The following is an 18,075-nucleotide window of genomic DNA, read 5'->3' as shown; positions in this document are numbered from 1 at the left end:
GCCGGTTTTCCTACTTCGTTTTAAGAATGTATCTCCCGTCCCAGTCGGCAGGAGGCGGCTCATCGCGGAAATGAGCGCACCGCTCGAGATACACCGATGCGGGGCCGTCGTCGGGCCTGAGGGCGAGCACCCGGCGGAACGCCGCCTCGGCGCCGTCCCAGTCCTGCGCGAGATACAGCCGCATGCCTTCCTCGTAGACGGGCAGGAGGTCGTTCCACAGCGCATCGTCTTCGCCGGAGATGCCGATCAGTTCGTAGGTCTTGACCGGCTGGGCCTTGCCCTTGACGGCCAGGAAGTCGAGTAACCGCATCCGGATGCCACAGCCCGCGAGCCTGGCATGGGTGGTCTCCGAGACCATCATCAGGGTGCGATACGCCTTGTTCGCCCCTTCGAGCCGTGAAGCGAGGTTGACGCCGTCGCCGAGGCAGGTAAAGTTCATTTGAATATCACTGCCTATAAAACCTACCATGCACTCCGACGTGTTGATGCCCGCGCGCATTTCGACCCGGGGGAGACCTCGCTCGAGCCACTGGGCGCGGAGAACGGCGAGCCGCCGCTGCATCTCGATGGCGCAGCGGGCGGCCCGGAGCGCGTGGTCCGGCTGCTCGGCGGGGTGGTTCCAGAACCCCATGATCGCATCGCCGATGTATTTGTCGAGCGTGCCGCCGTGCTCGAACAGCACGCGCGTCATCTCGCCCAGGTATTCGTTCATCAGCTTCGTCAGCTCTTCCGGCGTCATCACCTCCGAAATCGAGGTGAAGCCCGCTAGGTCGGTGAACATGATCGTCAGCTCCTTCTTCACGCCGCCGGGCCTGACGGCGTCGGGGTGCCGCAGGATCTCCTCCACCATCGGCGCGGCGATGAAGCGGCCGAACGTGGCCCGCGTCTCGCGCTCGCGGCTCCGCGCGACCAGGTAGGCCTGGGCTCCGCGCACCACCCCGAAGACGGCGGTGAGCGAAACGGGAAAAAAGATCGGAAGCAGGATATTCGCCTGGAACAGCCGGATCGCGGCGAGGATCCAGCAGGCAATCACAGCCACGAGCGTGCCTGCCGCCGTGCCGCCGCGACCCCGTGCGAACAGCAGGTCGCCCGCCGCAAGGAAGGGGAAAAGCAGCAGCAGCGTCAGCAGTGGCCATGCGTGCGGATGAGCGTCGTGATGGAAGGGGGAGGGGCGCAGAAATTCGCCTCGGGCAAGGGCCGAACACAGGTTCGCGTGCAGATGGACGCCCGGCAGTTGTCTGAACTCGGTATCGAGAAAGTTGATCGGCGTCGTGACGAAGTCCTGGTCTTCCCGGAGGGATGTTCCCAGGAACAGGGTCCGGCCGGAAACCGTCGTCGCCAGCCTGTCCGCCCGCCCCGGCCGTCCGGTCTCGTCGCGGGCGAGCAGCAGATACTCGCCCGCAGGCAACCTGAGCGAGTTCTTCCCAACACGGGAAGAATGCCAGGCGCCGTCCTTCCCGACGAGCCAGAACTCTCCCCGGATCCGTTCTGCAGCTCCGGAAATATCGACGACGCCGGCCTGGCGAAGCGTTTTCGTGACCGGAGGCATACTGGCGATCACGGCCGCCGAATCGAGGAACAGGTCGACGTCGACGCTCTTCGGCTGTTCCTCCTGGTCGGACTCGCTCATCAGCATCAGCCGTGCCCCGAGCGCCGGCGGCACATGCGACGCCGTGAACGAAGCCGCACCGGCAGGGAGTTCGAAGAAGGCCGTGAACCGAGCGTTCCAGAACGGGTTCGCCTCGAACACGGCGATCTTCTGGCCGGTGCAGGGACCGTCGCTGGCAAGCACGATGGGCTCGGTGGCTACTGCCCAGGCGAGCTGGCTGTCTCCCTCGACGGGAACGGGCTGCATATCCGCCGGCACCGTGCGGAGCGGCAGTCTGCCCGCTTCATCGGTGATGCCCACCCAGACCGGATCTCCGTCGATGACGAGCGTCAGGGGCTGGGAGGCGGGAACGAGCGTTCCGACCGCGCGGCTGTTCGAGGGAGGAAACCGTGCGGCCGGCAGATCGACCAGCGCGGTCGAAAGTCCGATCGTCTCGGCGGGAGAAAGAACGGTCGATACGCCTTCCTCCCGCCGGGACAGCGTGATGAAATATCTGCCGTGCGGAAGCCGGTCGAGGGCGAACCGGCCGTCGAGCCCGGTCGTCCCCGAAGCCCAGGCGGCTCCGTCCGTCTGGAGCGCCAAAACGGCGATGCCGGCCAGGGGCGAACCGTCCGGGTCGATGGCCGAGCCCGAAATTGTCGACGTGCCGGCATCAGACCAGATCACCTCGAACGGCGGCATCGCCGGCTCGATCTCGACCTTTCCGAGCGTGTCGGTCGATGCCTTCGAAAGCATGACGCCCATGGAAAGTTTGGGAACGCCGTCTCCCTTGAGACCACCCCCGGCCCTGGAAAACGGGATTCGCAGGCCTGGAACGAGGTCAGACCCCACCAACGGAGGCCTGCCTCCCGGGAAACGCAGCCAGGTGCGGGGCGGCAATCCGCACAGGTCGATCGTTTCAGCGAGGTGCTTCCAGGCCGGACAAGAGGCGGATGACACCTTGAAAGAATCGCGTGTATATATAAAATTGCATATATATTTCCCGATCATCCGCGCTTCGCGTCGCCGGACGATCTCGTCGAGCCCCGTATGCCCGAACCCCGGCCAGGGATGCGGCGCCGAGTTCCAGGCGTTCCGGAATATTTCGCGGGCCGCGTCCGATGCCGTCAGGGGATCGGGAAGCATGTCCGGAAGATCGATGGCGATCGAGGCCGATTGCAGCTCGGACTGGATCCATGCCGCAAAACCGAGCGTCGGAAAGAACGAACGTGCTTCGGCGGGAAGGAAGGCGAGGGGCATGACGCGGACGACCCCGTCCGGGTCGGGGCGCTGGTTGATCAGTCCCTCGTCGGCGGCTCCGCCGGTGACCGCCTCGCACAGGGGAAGCGGCTCCGGCGGCCGCTCCGCCGCCGCGTCCGATATCTGGATGGCTTCGGCGCCGCTGTAACCCTGGCGGCTGACGAAATGTCGCGCCGTGACGACGGCGGGAAAGCTGGCGATGGCGGCCGCAAGCCGCGCATCCTCCTCCGCGCCCCGGGGCAGGTCGTAGATGTAGTCCAGTACCGCGACCCGCCCCCCCGAGCGGGCGATCTCCCCGAGCGTCCGCGCCATGTCGGTGCGATCCGGCTCGCGCCCGAACTGGCTGACGAACAGCTGGTCCTTCGCGACGACGGCGACGGGCGGGGCGGTCACGGGCGGCCGGAAGAAGACGAACAACAGATCGCCGACCCGGTTCTCGAGAACGGTCACCAGGTGCCGCGGCCCCGGAGCCAGCGCGACGAGCGCCAGCAGGACCGTCGCGGTCAGCACCCAGGGCCTGCCGGGCCCCGTCCTTCCGAGGGACGTCATGACAGGTGCATCATCTGAATCGGAATTTCGGCAGTTTTATCTTCTTCGGCGCTTTTTCGATGATTTTCTGCAACGCGTCTCCGCGTTTCTCGTTCACCTTCGACTCGTGCTCGGCCTTCTGCGCTTCGATGTCGGTCTCGACTTCGAGGCGGTATTCGGCGACGTTCTGCGCGAAGCCCGGGTCCCGCCATTCGATTCTCCGCGCGGTTCCGGCGGCCGGATCGAACTCGGCCGCGATCGGTGCGGACGGCGTGACGGAAACGGGCTCGGCTTCACCCGGGAGTCTGGCGAGCAGTTTCCCGTCATGTACCTGGATGAAATGCTGAAGGCGGTCGCCCTCGGCCTTCACCGCGACCAGCGCATCGAGATGCTCGACGGGATTCTTCAGCCGGAACGTGCCGACCCCCTCCTCGAGCATCATTCCGCCTCGTTCGGGGCGCAGTTTCACCACCTGGCAGCCCTCGGCGGGGCTTGCCGCGATGAACTGACCTTCGCCAAGATGGGCTTCGGACAAGCCGTTTTCGGGAACGATGAGCGGATCGGACAGCACGGGGTATTTCCCTTCGTCGATTTTCGGCTCGAATGCCGCGCCCTTGAGGTCCTGCACCGCCTGCTTGAGTTCCTGCGCCTGACTCACGCGGTTCGCGAACGCCTGACGCATGCCGCGGAAACGGCCGAGTTTCTGCAGGATCGGCCCCGAAAAGCCTTCCGTGAGAGAATTCAGCCGGTCGCGGGCGCGGCCGAGCCGGACGGGCATCACCGCCCCTTCGGTGTTGACACCGGAGATGCCCTGGAACGTCGATGGGACAGACCCCAGCCGCATGCCCAGAGCACCGAATCGTTCCTGAAGCCGCTGAAGCGGCTTGAACTCGGTCACCTGGCCGAACCCTTCGGCTAGCGAGCCATCGAGGCCCATGATGCTCCTGCCGAACGCGGCGAGGCGGCTGCCGGCCTTCACTCTGCGGGTCTTGCCAGTGATTGCGTGCGTCAGCTCGACATCGCCCTCGAACACGTTCACAACCGTCCCGCCCGCGCCTTCGACGCCGATTTCCAGACCCGGTGTCATCAGGAGGGGGGCGATGTTGTCATGGATCTCGACCTCGAACAGCGTGCCTTTGACCCCCGCGATCACGTCGGCCGTCTGCACTTTGAAATCGCTTCCCGAGACGACCTTGAACAGGAACGAGCCCTGCTGCGCGTTCAGCTTCGTCAGGGCCGCCTGGTCCAGCGTCATCGGCACCTCGAACAGGCTGCCCTCCTTCACCGCGAGCACGCAGGTGTTCTTCAGGGACAGCTCGGCGCTGCTTTCGGAGCCCGTCTTGACCTTGTCGCCGCCGTCGAGCCGCTTGAGCGCGCCGGCCAGTTTGAGATTGGCCGGAACGGGCTTGAACGGGGCTTCCTGCCCCTTCTTCACTTCGACCTTGCCCGAAACCTTGATCAGCTCCGACGTCGTCAGATCGACGGCGGCATGGGCCGTCCCGCAGACGAACGCGCCGGCGGCGAGCCAGGCGCGGATGTTTCCCTTCAGGATCATAACTCCTCCTCATGCACGAATCCCGTGCAGGTCCGCATCTTAATGCGCGCCGGGGCGCCTGTCAAACCGTCCGGGCCGCCTTGATCGTTTTCCATGAGATGAACAGCGCCAGTCCGAGCCAGCCGATGCCGACGAGCATGGGCGGAAGGTGCCACATCTCGGCCAGTCTGTACGCGTCCGAGATCGGGATCGTCCTGTCTATGAGGTCTGATTTAATATCGATAAGTACATAATAGCACGAGGTCAGTCCCAGATACCGGAGAAACTGGTCGCAGAAAAGTTCGCTGCCGTTCTTCCCGAGATAGAGAAGGGCGCCTCCGAACGCGGCGCAGAACAGGAAACCGAACAGGCTCCGCACGTAGAGCGCCGTGATAATGAGCATGCCAGCGCCGAGGAACTGCGTGATCGCCCGGTCGTGGCGGGTGCGGGCCGCCGCCAGGAGAAGCGCCGCGCCCCACAGCAGACTGCCCAGATACCCGGCTGTCAGGACCAGCCACCGGCTGCCGCCGCGCGTGATGCAGAAGCCGCTCTGGTCCGTCGAAAGCGAGATGCCCTCGATCGAACCGCCGGTCACGACGGCCGCGAGACCGTGGGAAAGCTCGTGGAAGAACACCGTCAGGATCTTGAACGGGAACACCAGGATGCTGTCCCAGAACACCAGCGACAACACGAACAGGACGACGGGAATCCCCATGCCTGCCAGGGGGAGCCGCCCCGCCGGATCCGATCCGGCGGGGAGCGGCGCCTGCGTCAGGTCGAGGCCGGGCCCGTTCACGGTTTCGTCTCCTCCGGTCGCCACTGGAAGACGGCATACAGGCCGCCCGTGATGAACGTGATCAGGAAACCGATCTTGAACGCGTGATCGGCCTGATACAGCTTCATCATCACGGCCGCCGCAACGATCGCGGCGAAGGTGGCCAGCACGACGAGGGCCATCATCGGCCGTTTTCCGCTCAGCAGCATCAACAGCATCACGCCGGCGATGCCTCCCAGCAGCATCATCGTCCAGCCCAGCAGCCTTCCTGCGCCGCGTCGCGGCGTTACCAGCGTACCGCTGATGTACGGCGGATCGCGGGTCGGCTCGATCTGCTGCATGATGAACCCGATCGACCAGTTGGTCGTCGGAATCCGGAACTTCACCGGAAGCAGTCCCATGATGCCGAACACCCGCTCCTCGCCACCGCCCGAACCGGAAGCCCGGGGAGGGGCGAGAACGTCCGCGTTGATGCCGGAGAAGGTCTTTTCCCCGTTGAGCATCGGCTGGTTCGGCTTTTCCAGCAGCCGGTCGACGTTGCCCTCGCCGCGCATCAGTTCGTATCCCTCGGGCATGTACAGCGTCCAGCTCAGCTCGCTGACCGCGAGATGGACCCGCGGCAGCTCCAGTTTCACCTTCGTGACCGGCGCCAGGGCCGCATCGAGTTTCGATGCGTAGATCAGCTCGACGGGGAAGGACTGGGCCTGCCTGTCCACCATCGCCGACCGGATGATCGGGATCGTGAACACCCCGTGCTCCTTGTCGAACCCGGCTTTCACGGCCATCCCGCCGACTTCGCTGCTCCACAGCTCCGCCGTCCGGCTCGAGATCGAGGGCAGCTGAACTTTCAGGAACTGCTCGGAGTTGTTCTTCACCTCGTAGATCACCCGGGTGAGCAGCCAGCCCTCCTCGTTCAGCACCGACATCGCCTCGGCGGTGTCGATCGTGGCCGACCGCTGCTCGATGCTTCGGGGCCGGCTCACCGTCAGCGTCAGCGAGTTCTGCACGTGGCTGGTGAAGTTGAACGCGAACGGCATTTTCTCGGGAGCCTGCCCCGAGTGCTCGGCCATGAACGCAGAGACGTCGATGGTGCCGTAGCCCTTCGGCGTCTCTTCGACCGACAGCGCCAGAGTGGGCAGGCAGGCGATGCCGAGAAGGCCGAACAGCCTGTCGATGCCCATCGGAACCAGCTCTGGCACCTTGTACGGTTTTTCCTGGAGGTTCTGCGCGACTTCCTCGAACTCGACGGCAAAGCTGAACCGGCCCCGCATCTGCGAGGTGAAGGCGATGTTCAGCCGGTTCATCGTCGTGTCCCCTGACGCCTCCTCGACCTTCCAGTCATCGACGCTCCGGTCCTCGACCTTCAGGATCCTGACCTGGGGCGGAACGAGGAATGTGAAGGTGGCGATGCCGTTCTGGCCGGTCACGTCGAGCGTATAGACGTTGCGGCCTTTGACGAAGCCCTCTTCGAAAAACAGCAGGTCGTGTTCGCGGACCGTGATGCGCGTTTCCTCGACGATCGCCTGCGGTGCCGTGGCCGGCTCGGCGACAGGCGCCGACGCCGTCAGTTCGGTCTCCGGCTGGGGAATCGGGAGTTTCTCTTCCCTGGCAGGCGTGCCGAGCCGCCGGTAGATCTCGAACTTCACCTGGCGTGCCGGTGGCACCTGGGCCCGGAACAGGGTGCCGCTCGTCCCGGATGCCGCGGGAAGCAGGACGCCCGGGTCTATCCAGGCTTCGGCGTCGGTGTCGGGCGTCTGGACCTCGAGACTCGTGATCGCGCTGGGCATCATCGGAAGCTCGAACGCCCGCGCGCCGAACTCGCTCGATTTGACGGTCACGAAAAAGTCGATCTCGACCCGGTGGGGTCCGGTCGCATTCGTCGTGATGCCGTAGCCGGCATTCCCGTCCGCCGTCGATTCCAGCAGATCCAGGGCCGTGGGTTCCCCGTCGATCACGGCTCTGGAGGGAACGACCTGCTTCGACACCAGGGGAATCGTCTTCCAGCCGGGGTTGAAGATTTCCAGATCGAAGACGCCGGTGAACCGGACGCCCTTTTCCTCGATTCTTCCGCGATACAGCGCCGACCGCAGAAGATGGTCGAACGGCGCCCGCACGGGGGCCGTCGCCGTCGGCATGCCGAGGTCGAGAAGATACCGGTAATCGCTTTCGGGAAGGATGACTACCTGGTCCGACGTCTCGACGACTTTCGACAGGTCGGTGAAGGGGACCAGGACGCGCACTTCATGCGTCCAGGGCTGGGTGATCTGTGCCGCCTGCACGGTGGCGGGCGTAAAAACGCCGGAAAGGCCGATTGTGAGCGCCAGGACGGTGAGCGTCATGCCCGACGCGCTCAGGCCGCCGGCCGGAGGCTCTTCGGGGGCGTTCAGTCTGCGGCTCGCCGCCATGCCGAGCTTCCAGAAAACGCCGCCGGCGAGGGTCAGCCACAGGCCGAGATTCGCCCAGTCGCCGACGACCTGGAACATGGCGTCCCAGGCGGAGACCAGGGCGAGCAGCGCCGCCGCGGCAGCCAGTTTGTGCCACGAGGCGTTCCAGGCGCCCGCGATGAAATACAGGCCCGCGAACAGGCCGAGGACGAAGCCGGCGATCTTCATCGCGAGCAGGATTTCCCAGCGCATGTAGGAGGTCGAGACGCGCGGGCAGGTCGCATCGGCCACGAGCGCCGGACCGGATGCCTCGGCGAGGACGAGATCGCGCTCGAGCAGGTAGAAGTTCGGCGTGATGACGAACTTCGTGTCGATCGGCAGATTCGCGGTGCCCTTCGCTCCGGCGAACGGCGCACTCACGCCGGGGCCCGCGGCCTTCATGCTTTCATACTCATCCCGGGCGATTTCCGAGGCGGCCAACCGGGATTTCTTTTCGTTCGCGCCATGCGAAAACGATACGCCGCGCGCGTACTCTTGTTCCCTGCCTTGGCCTTCGATATCGCTCAGGTCGCCTTCGACGGGCCCGTGGAACCGGCAGTAGATCTTGCCGCCACTCGTCAGATTGCCGGCGCTGTCATACGAACAGCGGGAATCTGGCTTGCCGATCCCGCCCTTGAGATAGCTGCCCTTCGTGAGCAGCGGGATGTCGAGCGAGGTCATGAGCGTTTTATTGTCCATGTTATACATCTCGACCGCTCCCAGGAGAACGCGCTGGTTGGCGTAGCATGCCTTGTCGCGCGCCTGCTCGCGGGCCTTGCGGAAGTTCGGAATGGCCAGGGCCGCCAGGATGCCGATGATCATGATGACGATCATCAGCTCGACGAGCCTGAAGCCGGAACCCCCGAAGATCCAGCCGAAGATGGAACAGACGACCTGCCAGAGGCCGCCGGCGAGCCGGAACAGAAGTTCCCGCGAGATGAACGCCAACAGGATGAGCAGGGCGAAGCCGCCGAGGAAGGCGGCGGCCGGATCGGTGAGGACCATCCAGCCCAGATCGAAGATCCGCAGGAACCCGCGGAACAGGAACGGTTCGCGCAGGCTGACGGGCGGCTGGACCGTGCCCTTGAAATCGTACAGGGCATACTGGACCGGCGCGTGAAGCGTCCAGGAAAAATGCGATACGGGGATGTCGACGAGCGGCGGTTCGAAGGAGAGCCGGCCCATCGTCGACATCGCGGGCACCGAGTCCTGGATCAGCAGACGCAGGTCGATCTGCTCGGGCCGTCCGAGCGTCCGGCTCATCACCAGGGGCACCTGCACCTTGCTGGTGCTGCGCCCCTCGACGATCTCGATCGCCTCGGAGTTCCGGAAGGTGCTCAGCACTTTCGCCCCGCTGGCGAGCTGGAGGGTCATATACTGCTTGTTATTATTCCGAATGCGCAGCGTCAGCAGCGTCTGGCTGCTCTTGTTCGTCGTGAACGTCGTCTTCACGTCCATCGTGTCGGCGACGACGGTCTGCTGGGGCGTGTCGGCGAAGCGCTTGACCGACATGGTGAGCCCGGCGGGCCTCGCGGCGAGCCGGTAGGCGAGGAGGATCGGCCGGCTCGTCTTCAGGCGAAGGCTCTCGGGAAGCTGCTGCGGGGCCAGGGGGTAGACCTGGCTCCCGGTGACCCCGGCCGGCTGGACTTCGACCGAGGTGAGCGCCTGGACGGCGAGCGAGCCCATCTCGCGCTCGACGCCGGCGGGATATACTTCGGGAATCTCGATCTCGCCGGTGGTCTCGTCGATCCGCGACTCGAACGCGACGCTCAGCGTGCACGAGTCTTCGCGGCCCGTCATGAAGTCGATGACGAGGCGCTTCTGGCCGCCATCGCGGAGGATCTGGTAGTTCTGCGGACGATCGGCCGTCACGCCCAGCACGTTGACGGTTTCGGGCAGGATCAGCGTGAAGCTGGAGGCGGGGGCCTTGGTGATCGAGTATTCGACGTCGATCCGCCCCTGCAGGGCCGTTTCGCCGAGGGTGATCAGCGTTTCGGTGCGCGCGTAGATGAGAGGCCGTGCGGGCTGCTTCGCCGGCTTTTTCGGCTCGACGGCGACCGTCGCCGATGCAGGCTCCGGCGTCGGTTCCTGGACGGGGATGACGTCGGGAACCGTCTCGTCGGCCTGCCGTGCCAGCCTGCTGCGCCACTGGAGCCTGACGTCGGCTTCCGCGCCGAGCCAGCCCGTGACGTAACAGCCGCGCTCGGGGCGCGACAGGTCGGCTTCGACGGCGTAATCGCGCATGCTCGACTCTTCGACCGCGACGATCGTGTCGGGGACAGCGACCCGGACGAAGGTCAGCGGAATCCGCGGCATCGAGAATTCGAGGCGCGACAGGTCGTCGACCTTTTCGATCGGAACCCGCACCTGCAGCGCACATCTGTGCCGGCCGACCCCCTTGATGGGAAGCGAATACGTCGTCGTGGTCCAGTGCTCCTGTTTCAGCACCTCGCCGGCGAGCGGCGAGTGCCTGAAGCCGACGTCGACCAGCCCCTTCGTGTTCCTGCCGAACCGCAGGATCCGCTCGTCCGCCGTTTCCCATTTCGGGGTCAGGCTGACCGGCTGCCCGTCGATCGTCGCTGAGGCGATGGCCAGCGGCCCGCGCAGGAGCTGCACGTCATGCCACTCGTCGGAAAAACTCTCCAGCACGAACTCGACGTTCAGATCGGCGAACGAGCCTTCGAGTCTCCCCTCGATCCGCGCCGAGGCGAACTTCAGCAGCCGGGGAGGGACTTCCGTGATGGGCGCGGTCGCCGACGCGAGCCAGGCTTCCTTGGCGGAGCGCATCTTCTCATACTCCGTCACCGGCACGATCAGATACTTCGCGGCCCGGTTCTCGAGCATTTCCCCGAGATCCTTGTATGGCATCAGGGTCCGCACGGTGCGGACCGTCTCCTGCGGGGTTCCGGCGGTCTGAGCCTGAACGGCCGGCAGGAAAACCGCGACGAGGACCGCAATGAATAAAATATACGATATACAATGCCTGGTGTACAAACGACGGGCGCCGGGTACCGGAATCCTCATCATCCACCCTCCTGTGACGAACGGCGGGGTCGCCCCCGTTCGCTGATTTTTCACGTCCTTCCGACACGGCCGGGCGCCGCAGAGCCCGTCTTTTCATGCGTCGGCGATACCCCTCGAGTGTACCCCCGAACCGATGCGCATGCAACATCTCATCCGGGAACGGGAGCGCCGTTCACCGTCGTTTTTCCGGCCTGATCAGCCGGCTCCCGGGCGGTCGACGATCGCCGGCGTCAGACTTTCTCGGGAATCGTCGCCAGTTCGCCGATACGCATGACCTGTTCCGACGTTCCGAGCGCGACGAGGATGTCGCCGGCATCGAACACGTATCCGGGCTCAGGGTTGATGATCGTTTTCTCGCCTCGCCGCACGGAAACGATGATGGCGCCGGAACGTTTCCGGATATCCGAATCCTTGAGGGCCTTCTGCGCAAGAAACGAGCCGTCCTTGATCCTGAACTCCTCCATCTGGAGCCCCTGGTCGTCGCCGGCCATGGTGGCATCGACGAAATCGACGACGGATGGCCGCATCAGCACGGCGGCCATGCGCGCTCCGGCGATGATGGCAGGAGTCACGACGTAGTTCGCGCCGGCGCGCTTCAGTTTCGGCGCGGATTCGAGCTGGCCGGCGGTGGAGACGACGAAAACGTCGGGGTTGATTCCCTTCGCCGTCAGCGTCACGAAGACGTTGTCGGCGTCGTGCGGCAGAGCCGTCACGAGACCGGCCGCGCGCTTCAGTCCGCCTTCGATCAGCGTCTCGTCGGCCGTCGCATCCCCTTCGATGGCGGGAATCTGCTCCTCGATGAGCTCCTCGACCACCTTGGGGTTCGAGTCGATCACGACGATCGGCGTCTGCTTCCCCAGCAGGTTGTGAACGACGGCGAGACCGGTGTTGCCGGCTCCGCAGACGATAAAATGATGCTTGAGACCGTTGATGCGATCTTTCATGCGCCGTTTCCCCCAGATTTCCCGTAACTTGCCTTCCACGACGAACTGACCGAGCGCCGTGACGGTGTACGCCATCAGGCCGGCGCCCGTGATGAGAAGCAGGATCGTGAAGAGCCGCCCCGCCGGGCTCAGCGGATGAACTTCGCCGTAGCCGACCGTCGCGAGGGTGATGACCGTCATGAACAGACCGTCGAGGGCCGTCCATTGCGGCCCTTCGATGACCCTGTACCCGAGCGTGCCGCACCCCAGCAGAAGAACGAACAGCACGAGCGTGGTGAAAAACCGTTTGTGCTCCATATGGCGGAACCAAGTGTACCGCCGAACCCGCATGCGTGCAACAGGGATGTGTGCGGGGCGAGGCCGCAGGATCGCGAAGGTAATGCGGAAGAACGATCAGGGCCGGGCGGCAACCTCGGAAACGGGCTTCACGCCAGGAAGATCGCATGTCGCTTCCTCGCCCGACCATTCCGCCTCGTCCTCTTCCTGGGGTTCCTGGCGGACCTCTTCCTCAGGCACGAAGACCGGCTCCACGACGAGAGAGTTGCGCCGCTTGTGAATCTCGGAATCGTAATGTTGCTTGATCGTCTTCCAGTCGGCGAACGACAGCAGATCCTGGATCAGGTTGAGAACGCGCCGATTGTCGTACAGGTTGAAGACCGGGTATTCGACGAGGACCAGGTCGGCGACCCCGCCCGTCTCGCGGATTCTGCGCGTCCAGCTTTCACGGAAATGCGCCTCGGAGTCGCAGCAGTTGAGCATGATGATCCGATACGAGTTCGGAAACAGGGTGTCGTCCAGATCCTCGCTCGAGGCCTTGAAGTATTTATACGGCTTGGTATGCCTGTCCTCGATCATCTCCCCGTTGCCGCTCCGGAAGATGTCGTCCCGGTCGGAAAAGGCCATCCCGCCGCCGTACCGCGCGTGGCCGCTGTAGATGATCACGTCGACGCTCGGGTCTTCGAGCGCGGACTTGAAGAGGGCCTTCGGGTTCGGCGACACTTGGGTGATGACGCCGATCTCGATGCGGGCCTTGCGACCGCGGTAATACACATGTTTGCCGTTGAGCGTCTCGAACGCCGGAAACGTCGCTTCGACCGCTTCCCGGGGGTGGTCCCATCCCCAGAAGACGGCGATCCTCAGGATGTTGTCCCCGAACATGCTCTCATACCAGGGCCGGCCGGGAAAGATCGTGTTCTGATGCCTTCGGGGCGGATCTTTCGCGGGAGCATGCTCGTCGCCGACCCGGGTTTTCTTTTTCTTTGCGACGTGCGACGATGACGTCTTCGCCTTCTTTTTCGGGGACGGCGACGTCGCCTTCGTGGTCGCACCCATCAGCATAAGAGCGACGCAGATGGAGCAGACGGCGATGAAATACCGCGTGAGTGATGAAATGCGATGTGACGTCATAGGCTCCTTCCAGCCGAAATATCGGCAGGAATCGCCGAAATCCTGAGACGCGGAGCCTTGGCCCGGGTCAGGCCGTGCCGTTCGGCGCGGCGGCGTCGTTCGAGCCGCCCTCGATCGGGAGGTCGCGGTCGATCTTGAAGCCGGCGGTCACCTGGCGGAGTTCCTCAATAACGCCGTACAGATCGCGGGCGACGGCTTCGATCGACTCGGTGTCGTGCTTTTTCTTCTGCAGTTGCTCGTTGAGCCGGTTGCCTGCCGTCACGAGCCGCGAGATCACTTCGCGGTCTTTCGCGACCATCTTTCGCAACGACTCGCTCATCGTGTTGAATGCGTCCTGCAGGTCGGCCAGTTCGTCGCCGTGCCGCAGCTTGACACTCTGCGTCAGGTCGCCAGAGGCGATGGCCTTGGCCGAGCGTTCGAGCCGGTAGACCGGTCCGGCGATCTTGTGCGAGACGAACACCGAGAGCGTCGCGATGGCGACGGCGAACACGGCCACCCACTGAAGCAGGGCCCGGTTGACCCCGTCGAAAATCTCGGCCAGCCTGTCGATCGTCAGGTCGGGCGTCGTGATGATGCGGTTCCACGAGGTGTAATAGATGATCCAGCCGACGCCGAATGCCACCAGCAGCATCGTCGAAACGATGATTCCCATGTAGCGGAGCTGCAGGCCGGACTTGATCAGATACGTGCGCCTTCGATGCTTGCTCATTGATCCTCCGTCGTGTGCGGCCGGGTCCGGTCAGGAGCCCGTGTCGATGTCGGCCGGTTGTTTCGCGGTCGGCCGGTGAATCGTGCAGAGCACTTCGCCCTGGGGTCCGAAAAAGAACTTCCCCTTTTCGGGGCAGGTCTGGACCTCGCTCAGAAAGCCGGTCGCCTTCAAATGATCGATGTCGATCGCCTTGCCCGCCTGGACGATGCTCCGGGTGTTGTTGGAATCGTAGTTGGTGACCGCCACTTCGATTTTGCGGCGGATCTCCTTGCATGAAATGCGGTAGATCCCGGATTTCATGCGGAAAAACTGGGGGAAAAAAAAGGCGAGCACGAGAAACAGCGTGACGAGCGCCATGGCCATGGCATACAGCCCGAGGCTTCCCCGGCGCGGATCCGGCAGGGGGATGCCGCCTGTCGTCTGGTGCAATGCTGGAGTCCTCCTCATCCCGATAGTGCGGGAACGTGCAAACGTACCACGGCTGCCGGCCCCTGTCAACGCCGTCTTCAGGTTCCCGGTGCGCCGCGAAGATGGGTGATGATCGCCGCGAACGCCGGGGGAACCGGCTGCTCCCAGGTCAGGTGCTTTCCCGTGACCGGGTGTGACATCGAAAGTTTCGCACTGTGAAGGTAATGGATGGCTTTCCCCTCGAACCGGCGGCCGCCATATAACACGTCACCGAGAAGGGGATGCCCGAGAAACGCCATATGAACGCGGATCTGATGGGTTCGCCCCGTTTCGATCCGGACGCGCACGAGGGTTGCCCCGCGCATCCGTTCGACGACCTCGAACGAGCTGACCGCCATCCGGCCGCGCTCGCCGTAGGTGGCCTTCATGCGCTTGCGGTGGAGCCTGTCGCGCTCGATGGCGACCTCGATCCGGCCCCGCTCGTCCTTGATGCGACCTTGGACCAGCGCCAGATATTCCTTGGTCACGGTTCTGCCGGCGAACGCCTTCGTGAGCTTGCGGTGCGTCTTTTCGTTTTTCGCGAGCACCATCAGCCCGCTCGTGGCCTTGTCGAGGCGATGAACCACGCCGGGGCGCAACGGAGCGCCGACGGGGCTCAGCGACATGCGGCTCAGAAGGCCGGAAACGACGCTTTCCGACTCGTGGCCCGCGCCGGGGTGAACGACGAGGCCGGCTGGTTTGTCGACGACGACGAGATGCTCATCCTCGAACACGATCGGAAATCGAAGCGGCGTGGCCGCGATCGTCTCGGGCGCCGACTCTTCCGGCAGTTCCACGCGGATGGACTCGCCGCCTTTCATTTTCTGGCTGGGCTTCGCCGCTCTGCCGTCGACCGTGACGGCCCCGCTTTTGATCAACTCCTGGAGGGCCGTGCGGGAAAGGTTGCCCGTCCTGCCGGCCAGCGCCGCGTCGAGCCGTTCGCCTTTCGCTTCGGGGGCGAGGGTGAATTCGAGAATCGGGGTCATGTCGTGATCGCTCCATTCGTGCCGGAAAAACCGGCCGGCGAGGCCGGCGGTGCCCGACGCGAGCAGATGAAGAGCCAGATGAGACCTGCCGCCACGGCGCCGAGACCGACCAGCTGGGATATCGACAGATGCAGCGGGGTGAAGAAGCCGCCCCGATCATCGTCGCGAAGAAATTCTATCATGAATCGGAACAGGCCGTACGACGTCATGTATCCTCCCCAGATGAAACCAGCGGCCGGCTTTCCCGTTGTCGCCCGCTTCGTCAGCAGAAGATGCGTCGTGACCAGCGCCGTACAAAGAAACGCAGCCTCGTACAGCTGCGTCGGATGCCTCGCCAGCGTGTCGCCGGCGGTTGCGAACCTGCAGCCCCAGGGCAGCTCGGTCGGCGCGCCGTAGCAGCACCCGTTGACGAAACAGCCGATCCGGCCAACGGTGTGGCCGATGGCCAGGCACGGGGCGATGAGGTCGCCGAGGATTCTCAGGCTGATGCGGTGATGGAGGCCGAACAGGATCACCGCCGGCGCGGTCGCGAGAAACCCCCCGTAGAAGACGAGTCCCCCGCGGGTGAGCGCGAACCAGGCCCAGACGCTCTCGAACTGTTGCGGATAGAGGATGATATACAGCACTCTCGAGCCGAACATCGCGGAGAACATGAACACGATCGCGAGGTCAATGATACGTTCCGGGGTGATGCCGAGTCGTCTGCCGTGGAAAAGCGCCAGCCCGATGCCTCCGGCGAACGCCAGCGCGAGGAGAATGCCGTAGGGATGGATCTGGAAGCCGAACATGCTCACGCATTCACTCTCGGGGAGCGTTCCCGGAGGAGTCCGACTGTTTCGGCTCGATCTCGCCGGTGGGGGAGGACTTCGAGGTGATCTCGACGGCCGCGCCCGACGGGATGATGAGCATGTCCGTTCTCTGCCGCAAAAGGGCGATCCCGGCCGCGGCGCAAAGGGCGATGACGATGCCGAGCACCTGCGACAGCGTCATGTGGAAGGCGAAGATCGGGTTGTCGCCCCGCCAGAACTCGATGAAGAACCGGAGGATGCCGTATCCGCCGAGAGTGGCGAGAATGACTTCCCCGTATGCCCGCCGCCTTCGCCGCAGCAGCTGAAGGGTGACGAACAGCCCGAGACAGGCGATGGATTCGTAGATCTGGGTGGGATGTACGGGGGTGTAGCCGACCCGGGGGAAGACGACCCCCCAGGGCTGGCCGGTCTCGATCCCGTGACAGCACCCGTTGAAGAAACAGCCGAGGCGGGCGATCGCGATGCCGAGCGGCAGACCGAACCCGACCGCGTCCATCACCCGCCAGAACGGCAGGCGGAGCCATTTCAGATACAGGATGTCGAACGCGAAACTGCTGATGACCGCTCCGTAAAAGGTCAACCCTCCCCGCTCGAACGCGAAAAATCCGGCTCCGGGGCCGGTTCCGACGCCGTATTCGGATACGTAGAGCAGGCGCGCACCGAAGACGCCGACGACGAGCTGGAGCAGGAGCATGTCGAAGATGGTTTCACCGGGCATGCCGTTCCTGACGGCTTCGCGGATGATCCAGAAGGTGGCGATCGTATAGCCGATCGCGAGAAACAGCCCGTAGCTGTAGACATTGAACCAGGGCGTGGCGAGGAGGATCGGTTTCATGTCGCTCAGGCCATGAGCGGTGCCGGATCCGCCTCTTCCACCTCGCTCTGCTGTTCGTCCTGACTCAGCATGAAAATATCCACGAACAGGAGGAAGACCCCTAGGTCGATCGCGATGTCGGCTACGTTGAAGACCGGGAAATCAAATTTCCAGAGATGAAACAGGAAAAAGTCCACGACGTAGCCGTAGATCACCCTGTCGTAAAGATTGCCCAGCGCCCCGCCGACCAGCAGGGCGAGCGACCAGCGCGTGAGACGCTCCTTTGCAGGCAGCTGGAAGCTGTAATAGGTGATGATGATGACCATCACGAGGGCCATCAGAATCGGCGGCAGCTTCCAGTCGGGGAACCAGCCGAACGCGACGCCGGGATTCTTCACGAACGTGAGCGTGAAGAACTGCTTGATCACCGGGATCGGCAGTTCGCCGGTATTGGCGAGGATGGCGAGTTTGGTGACGCGGTCGAGCACAAAAAAAATGGCGGCGTACAGAAGAACGGACGGGGCCCGGAGATAATACGTGATATTCTTCAGGAGGAACAGCGGATACACGAGGGCAACCAGCAGGGCGGTGCCCGCCGTTGCAATGCTCCACAGGGCGAAATCGGTGATTTTCTTCATGGCTCGGTCATCCCCGGCGTGAAGGTAGTATGATGCCATTTCTGCTTTCGGCACGCGGCGTCGAATCCCGAATGAGTTTTTCGAGAAAAATATTTCCGGACGATCCGGGCCGGATCGCTGTGATGGTGAAAATGGCCCGTAAACGTCTGCCGGTGGGTCCCGCAAGGTGACGGCCAGCCGTTTCCCCGG

At 64.0% G+C, this 18,075-nt stretch carries 12 protein-coding genes; all 12 read right to left on the bottom strand.

What is annotated here, in order from left to right:
• Window positions 1–10 precede the first annotated feature (10 nt).
• Window positions 11–3,397, bottom strand: coding sequence for an adenylate/guanylate cyclase domain-containing protein (locus tag PLU72_08730; GenBank protein ID HOT28264.1), 3,387 nt, complete (start codon window positions 3,395–3,397; stop codon window positions 11–13).
• A gap of 10 nt (window positions 3,398–3,407) precedes the next feature.
• On the bottom strand, window positions 3,408–4,931 hold the full coding sequence (locus PLU72_08725; GenBank protein HOT28263.1) for a FecR domain-containing protein: 1,524 nt from the start codon (window positions 4,929–4,931) through the stop codon (window positions 3,408–3,410).
• A gap of 61 nt (window positions 4,932–4,992) precedes the next feature.
• Complete coding sequence (locus PLU72_08720; protein ID HOT28262.1) at window positions 4,993–5,706, bottom strand: M50 family metallopeptidase; 714 nt, start codon at window positions 5,704–5,706, stop codon at window positions 4,993–4,995.
• Complete coding sequence (locus PLU72_08715; GenBank protein ID HOT28261.1) at window positions 5,703–11,135, bottom strand: hypothetical protein; 5,433 nt, start codon at window positions 11,133–11,135, stop codon at window positions 5,703–5,705. The genes PLU72_08720 and PLU72_08715 overlap by 4 nt, the downstream gene beginning before the upstream one ends.
• 227 nt (window positions 11,136–11,362) lie before the next feature.
• Window positions 11,363–12,373 carry an NAD-binding protein gene (locus PLU72_08710; protein ID HOT28260.1) on the bottom strand — a complete coding sequence of 337 codons (1,011 nt, stop codon included), beginning with the start codon at window positions 12,371–12,373 and terminating at the stop codon, window positions 11,363–11,365.
• 96 nt (window positions 12,374–12,469) lie between these two features.
• Window positions 12,470–13,483 carry a hypothetical protein gene (locus PLU72_08705; protein ID HOT28259.1) on the bottom strand — a complete coding sequence of 338 codons (1,014 nt, stop codon included), beginning with the start codon at window positions 13,481–13,483 and terminating at the stop codon, window positions 12,470–12,472.
• Between the two features lie 67 nt (window positions 13,484–13,550).
• Complete coding sequence (locus PLU72_08700) at window positions 13,551–14,192, bottom strand: HAMP domain-containing protein (GenBank protein HOT28258.1); 642 nt, start codon at window positions 14,190–14,192, stop codon at window positions 13,551–13,553.
• 30 nt (window positions 14,193–14,222) lie between these two features.
• A complete protein-coding gene (locus tag PLU72_08695) occupies window positions 14,223–14,621 on the bottom strand; it encodes a hypothetical protein (GenBank protein ID HOT28257.1) in 399 nt (132 codons plus the stop codon).
• A gap of 77 nt (window positions 14,622–14,698) precedes the next feature.
• Complete coding sequence (locus PLU72_08690; protein ID HOT28256.1) at window positions 14,699–15,625, bottom strand: RluA family pseudouridine synthase; 927 nt, start codon at window positions 15,623–15,625, stop codon at window positions 14,699–14,701.
• Window positions 15,622–16,413: a prolipoprotein diacylglyceryl transferase gene (gene lgt / locus PLU72_08685; protein HOT28255.1), complete on the bottom strand. Its 792-nt coding sequence runs from the start codon at window positions 16,411–16,413 to the stop codon at window positions 15,622–15,624. Before lgt ends, PLU72_08690 begins: the two co-directional genes overlap by 4 nt.
• 10 nt (window positions 16,414–16,423) lie before the next feature.
• Window positions 16,424–17,269 (bottom strand): prolipoprotein diacylglyceryl transferase, encoded by an 846-nt coding sequence (locus PLU72_08680; protein HOT28254.1) that lies wholly within the window; start codon window positions 17,267–17,269, stop codon window positions 16,424–16,426.
• A 5-nt stretch (window positions 17,270–17,274) separates the two neighbouring features.
• The gene (gene lspA, locus PLU72_08675; GenBank protein ID HOT28253.1) at window positions 17,275–17,886 is read right to left on the bottom strand and encodes a signal peptidase II; all 612 of its coding nucleotides are present in this window, start codon (window positions 17,884–17,886) and stop codon (window positions 17,275–17,277) included.
• Between the last annotated feature and the right edge of the window lie 189 nt (window positions 17,887–18,075).

The sequence above is a fragment of the Candidatus Ozemobacteraceae bacterium genome (genome assembly GCA_035373905.1).
Lineage (GTDB): Bacteria > Muiribacteriota > Ozemobacteria > Ozemobacterales > Ozemobacteraceae > MWAR01.
Note: the sequence above shows the minus strand (reverse complement) of the source record. Positions and strands in the feature narration are given on the sequence as shown.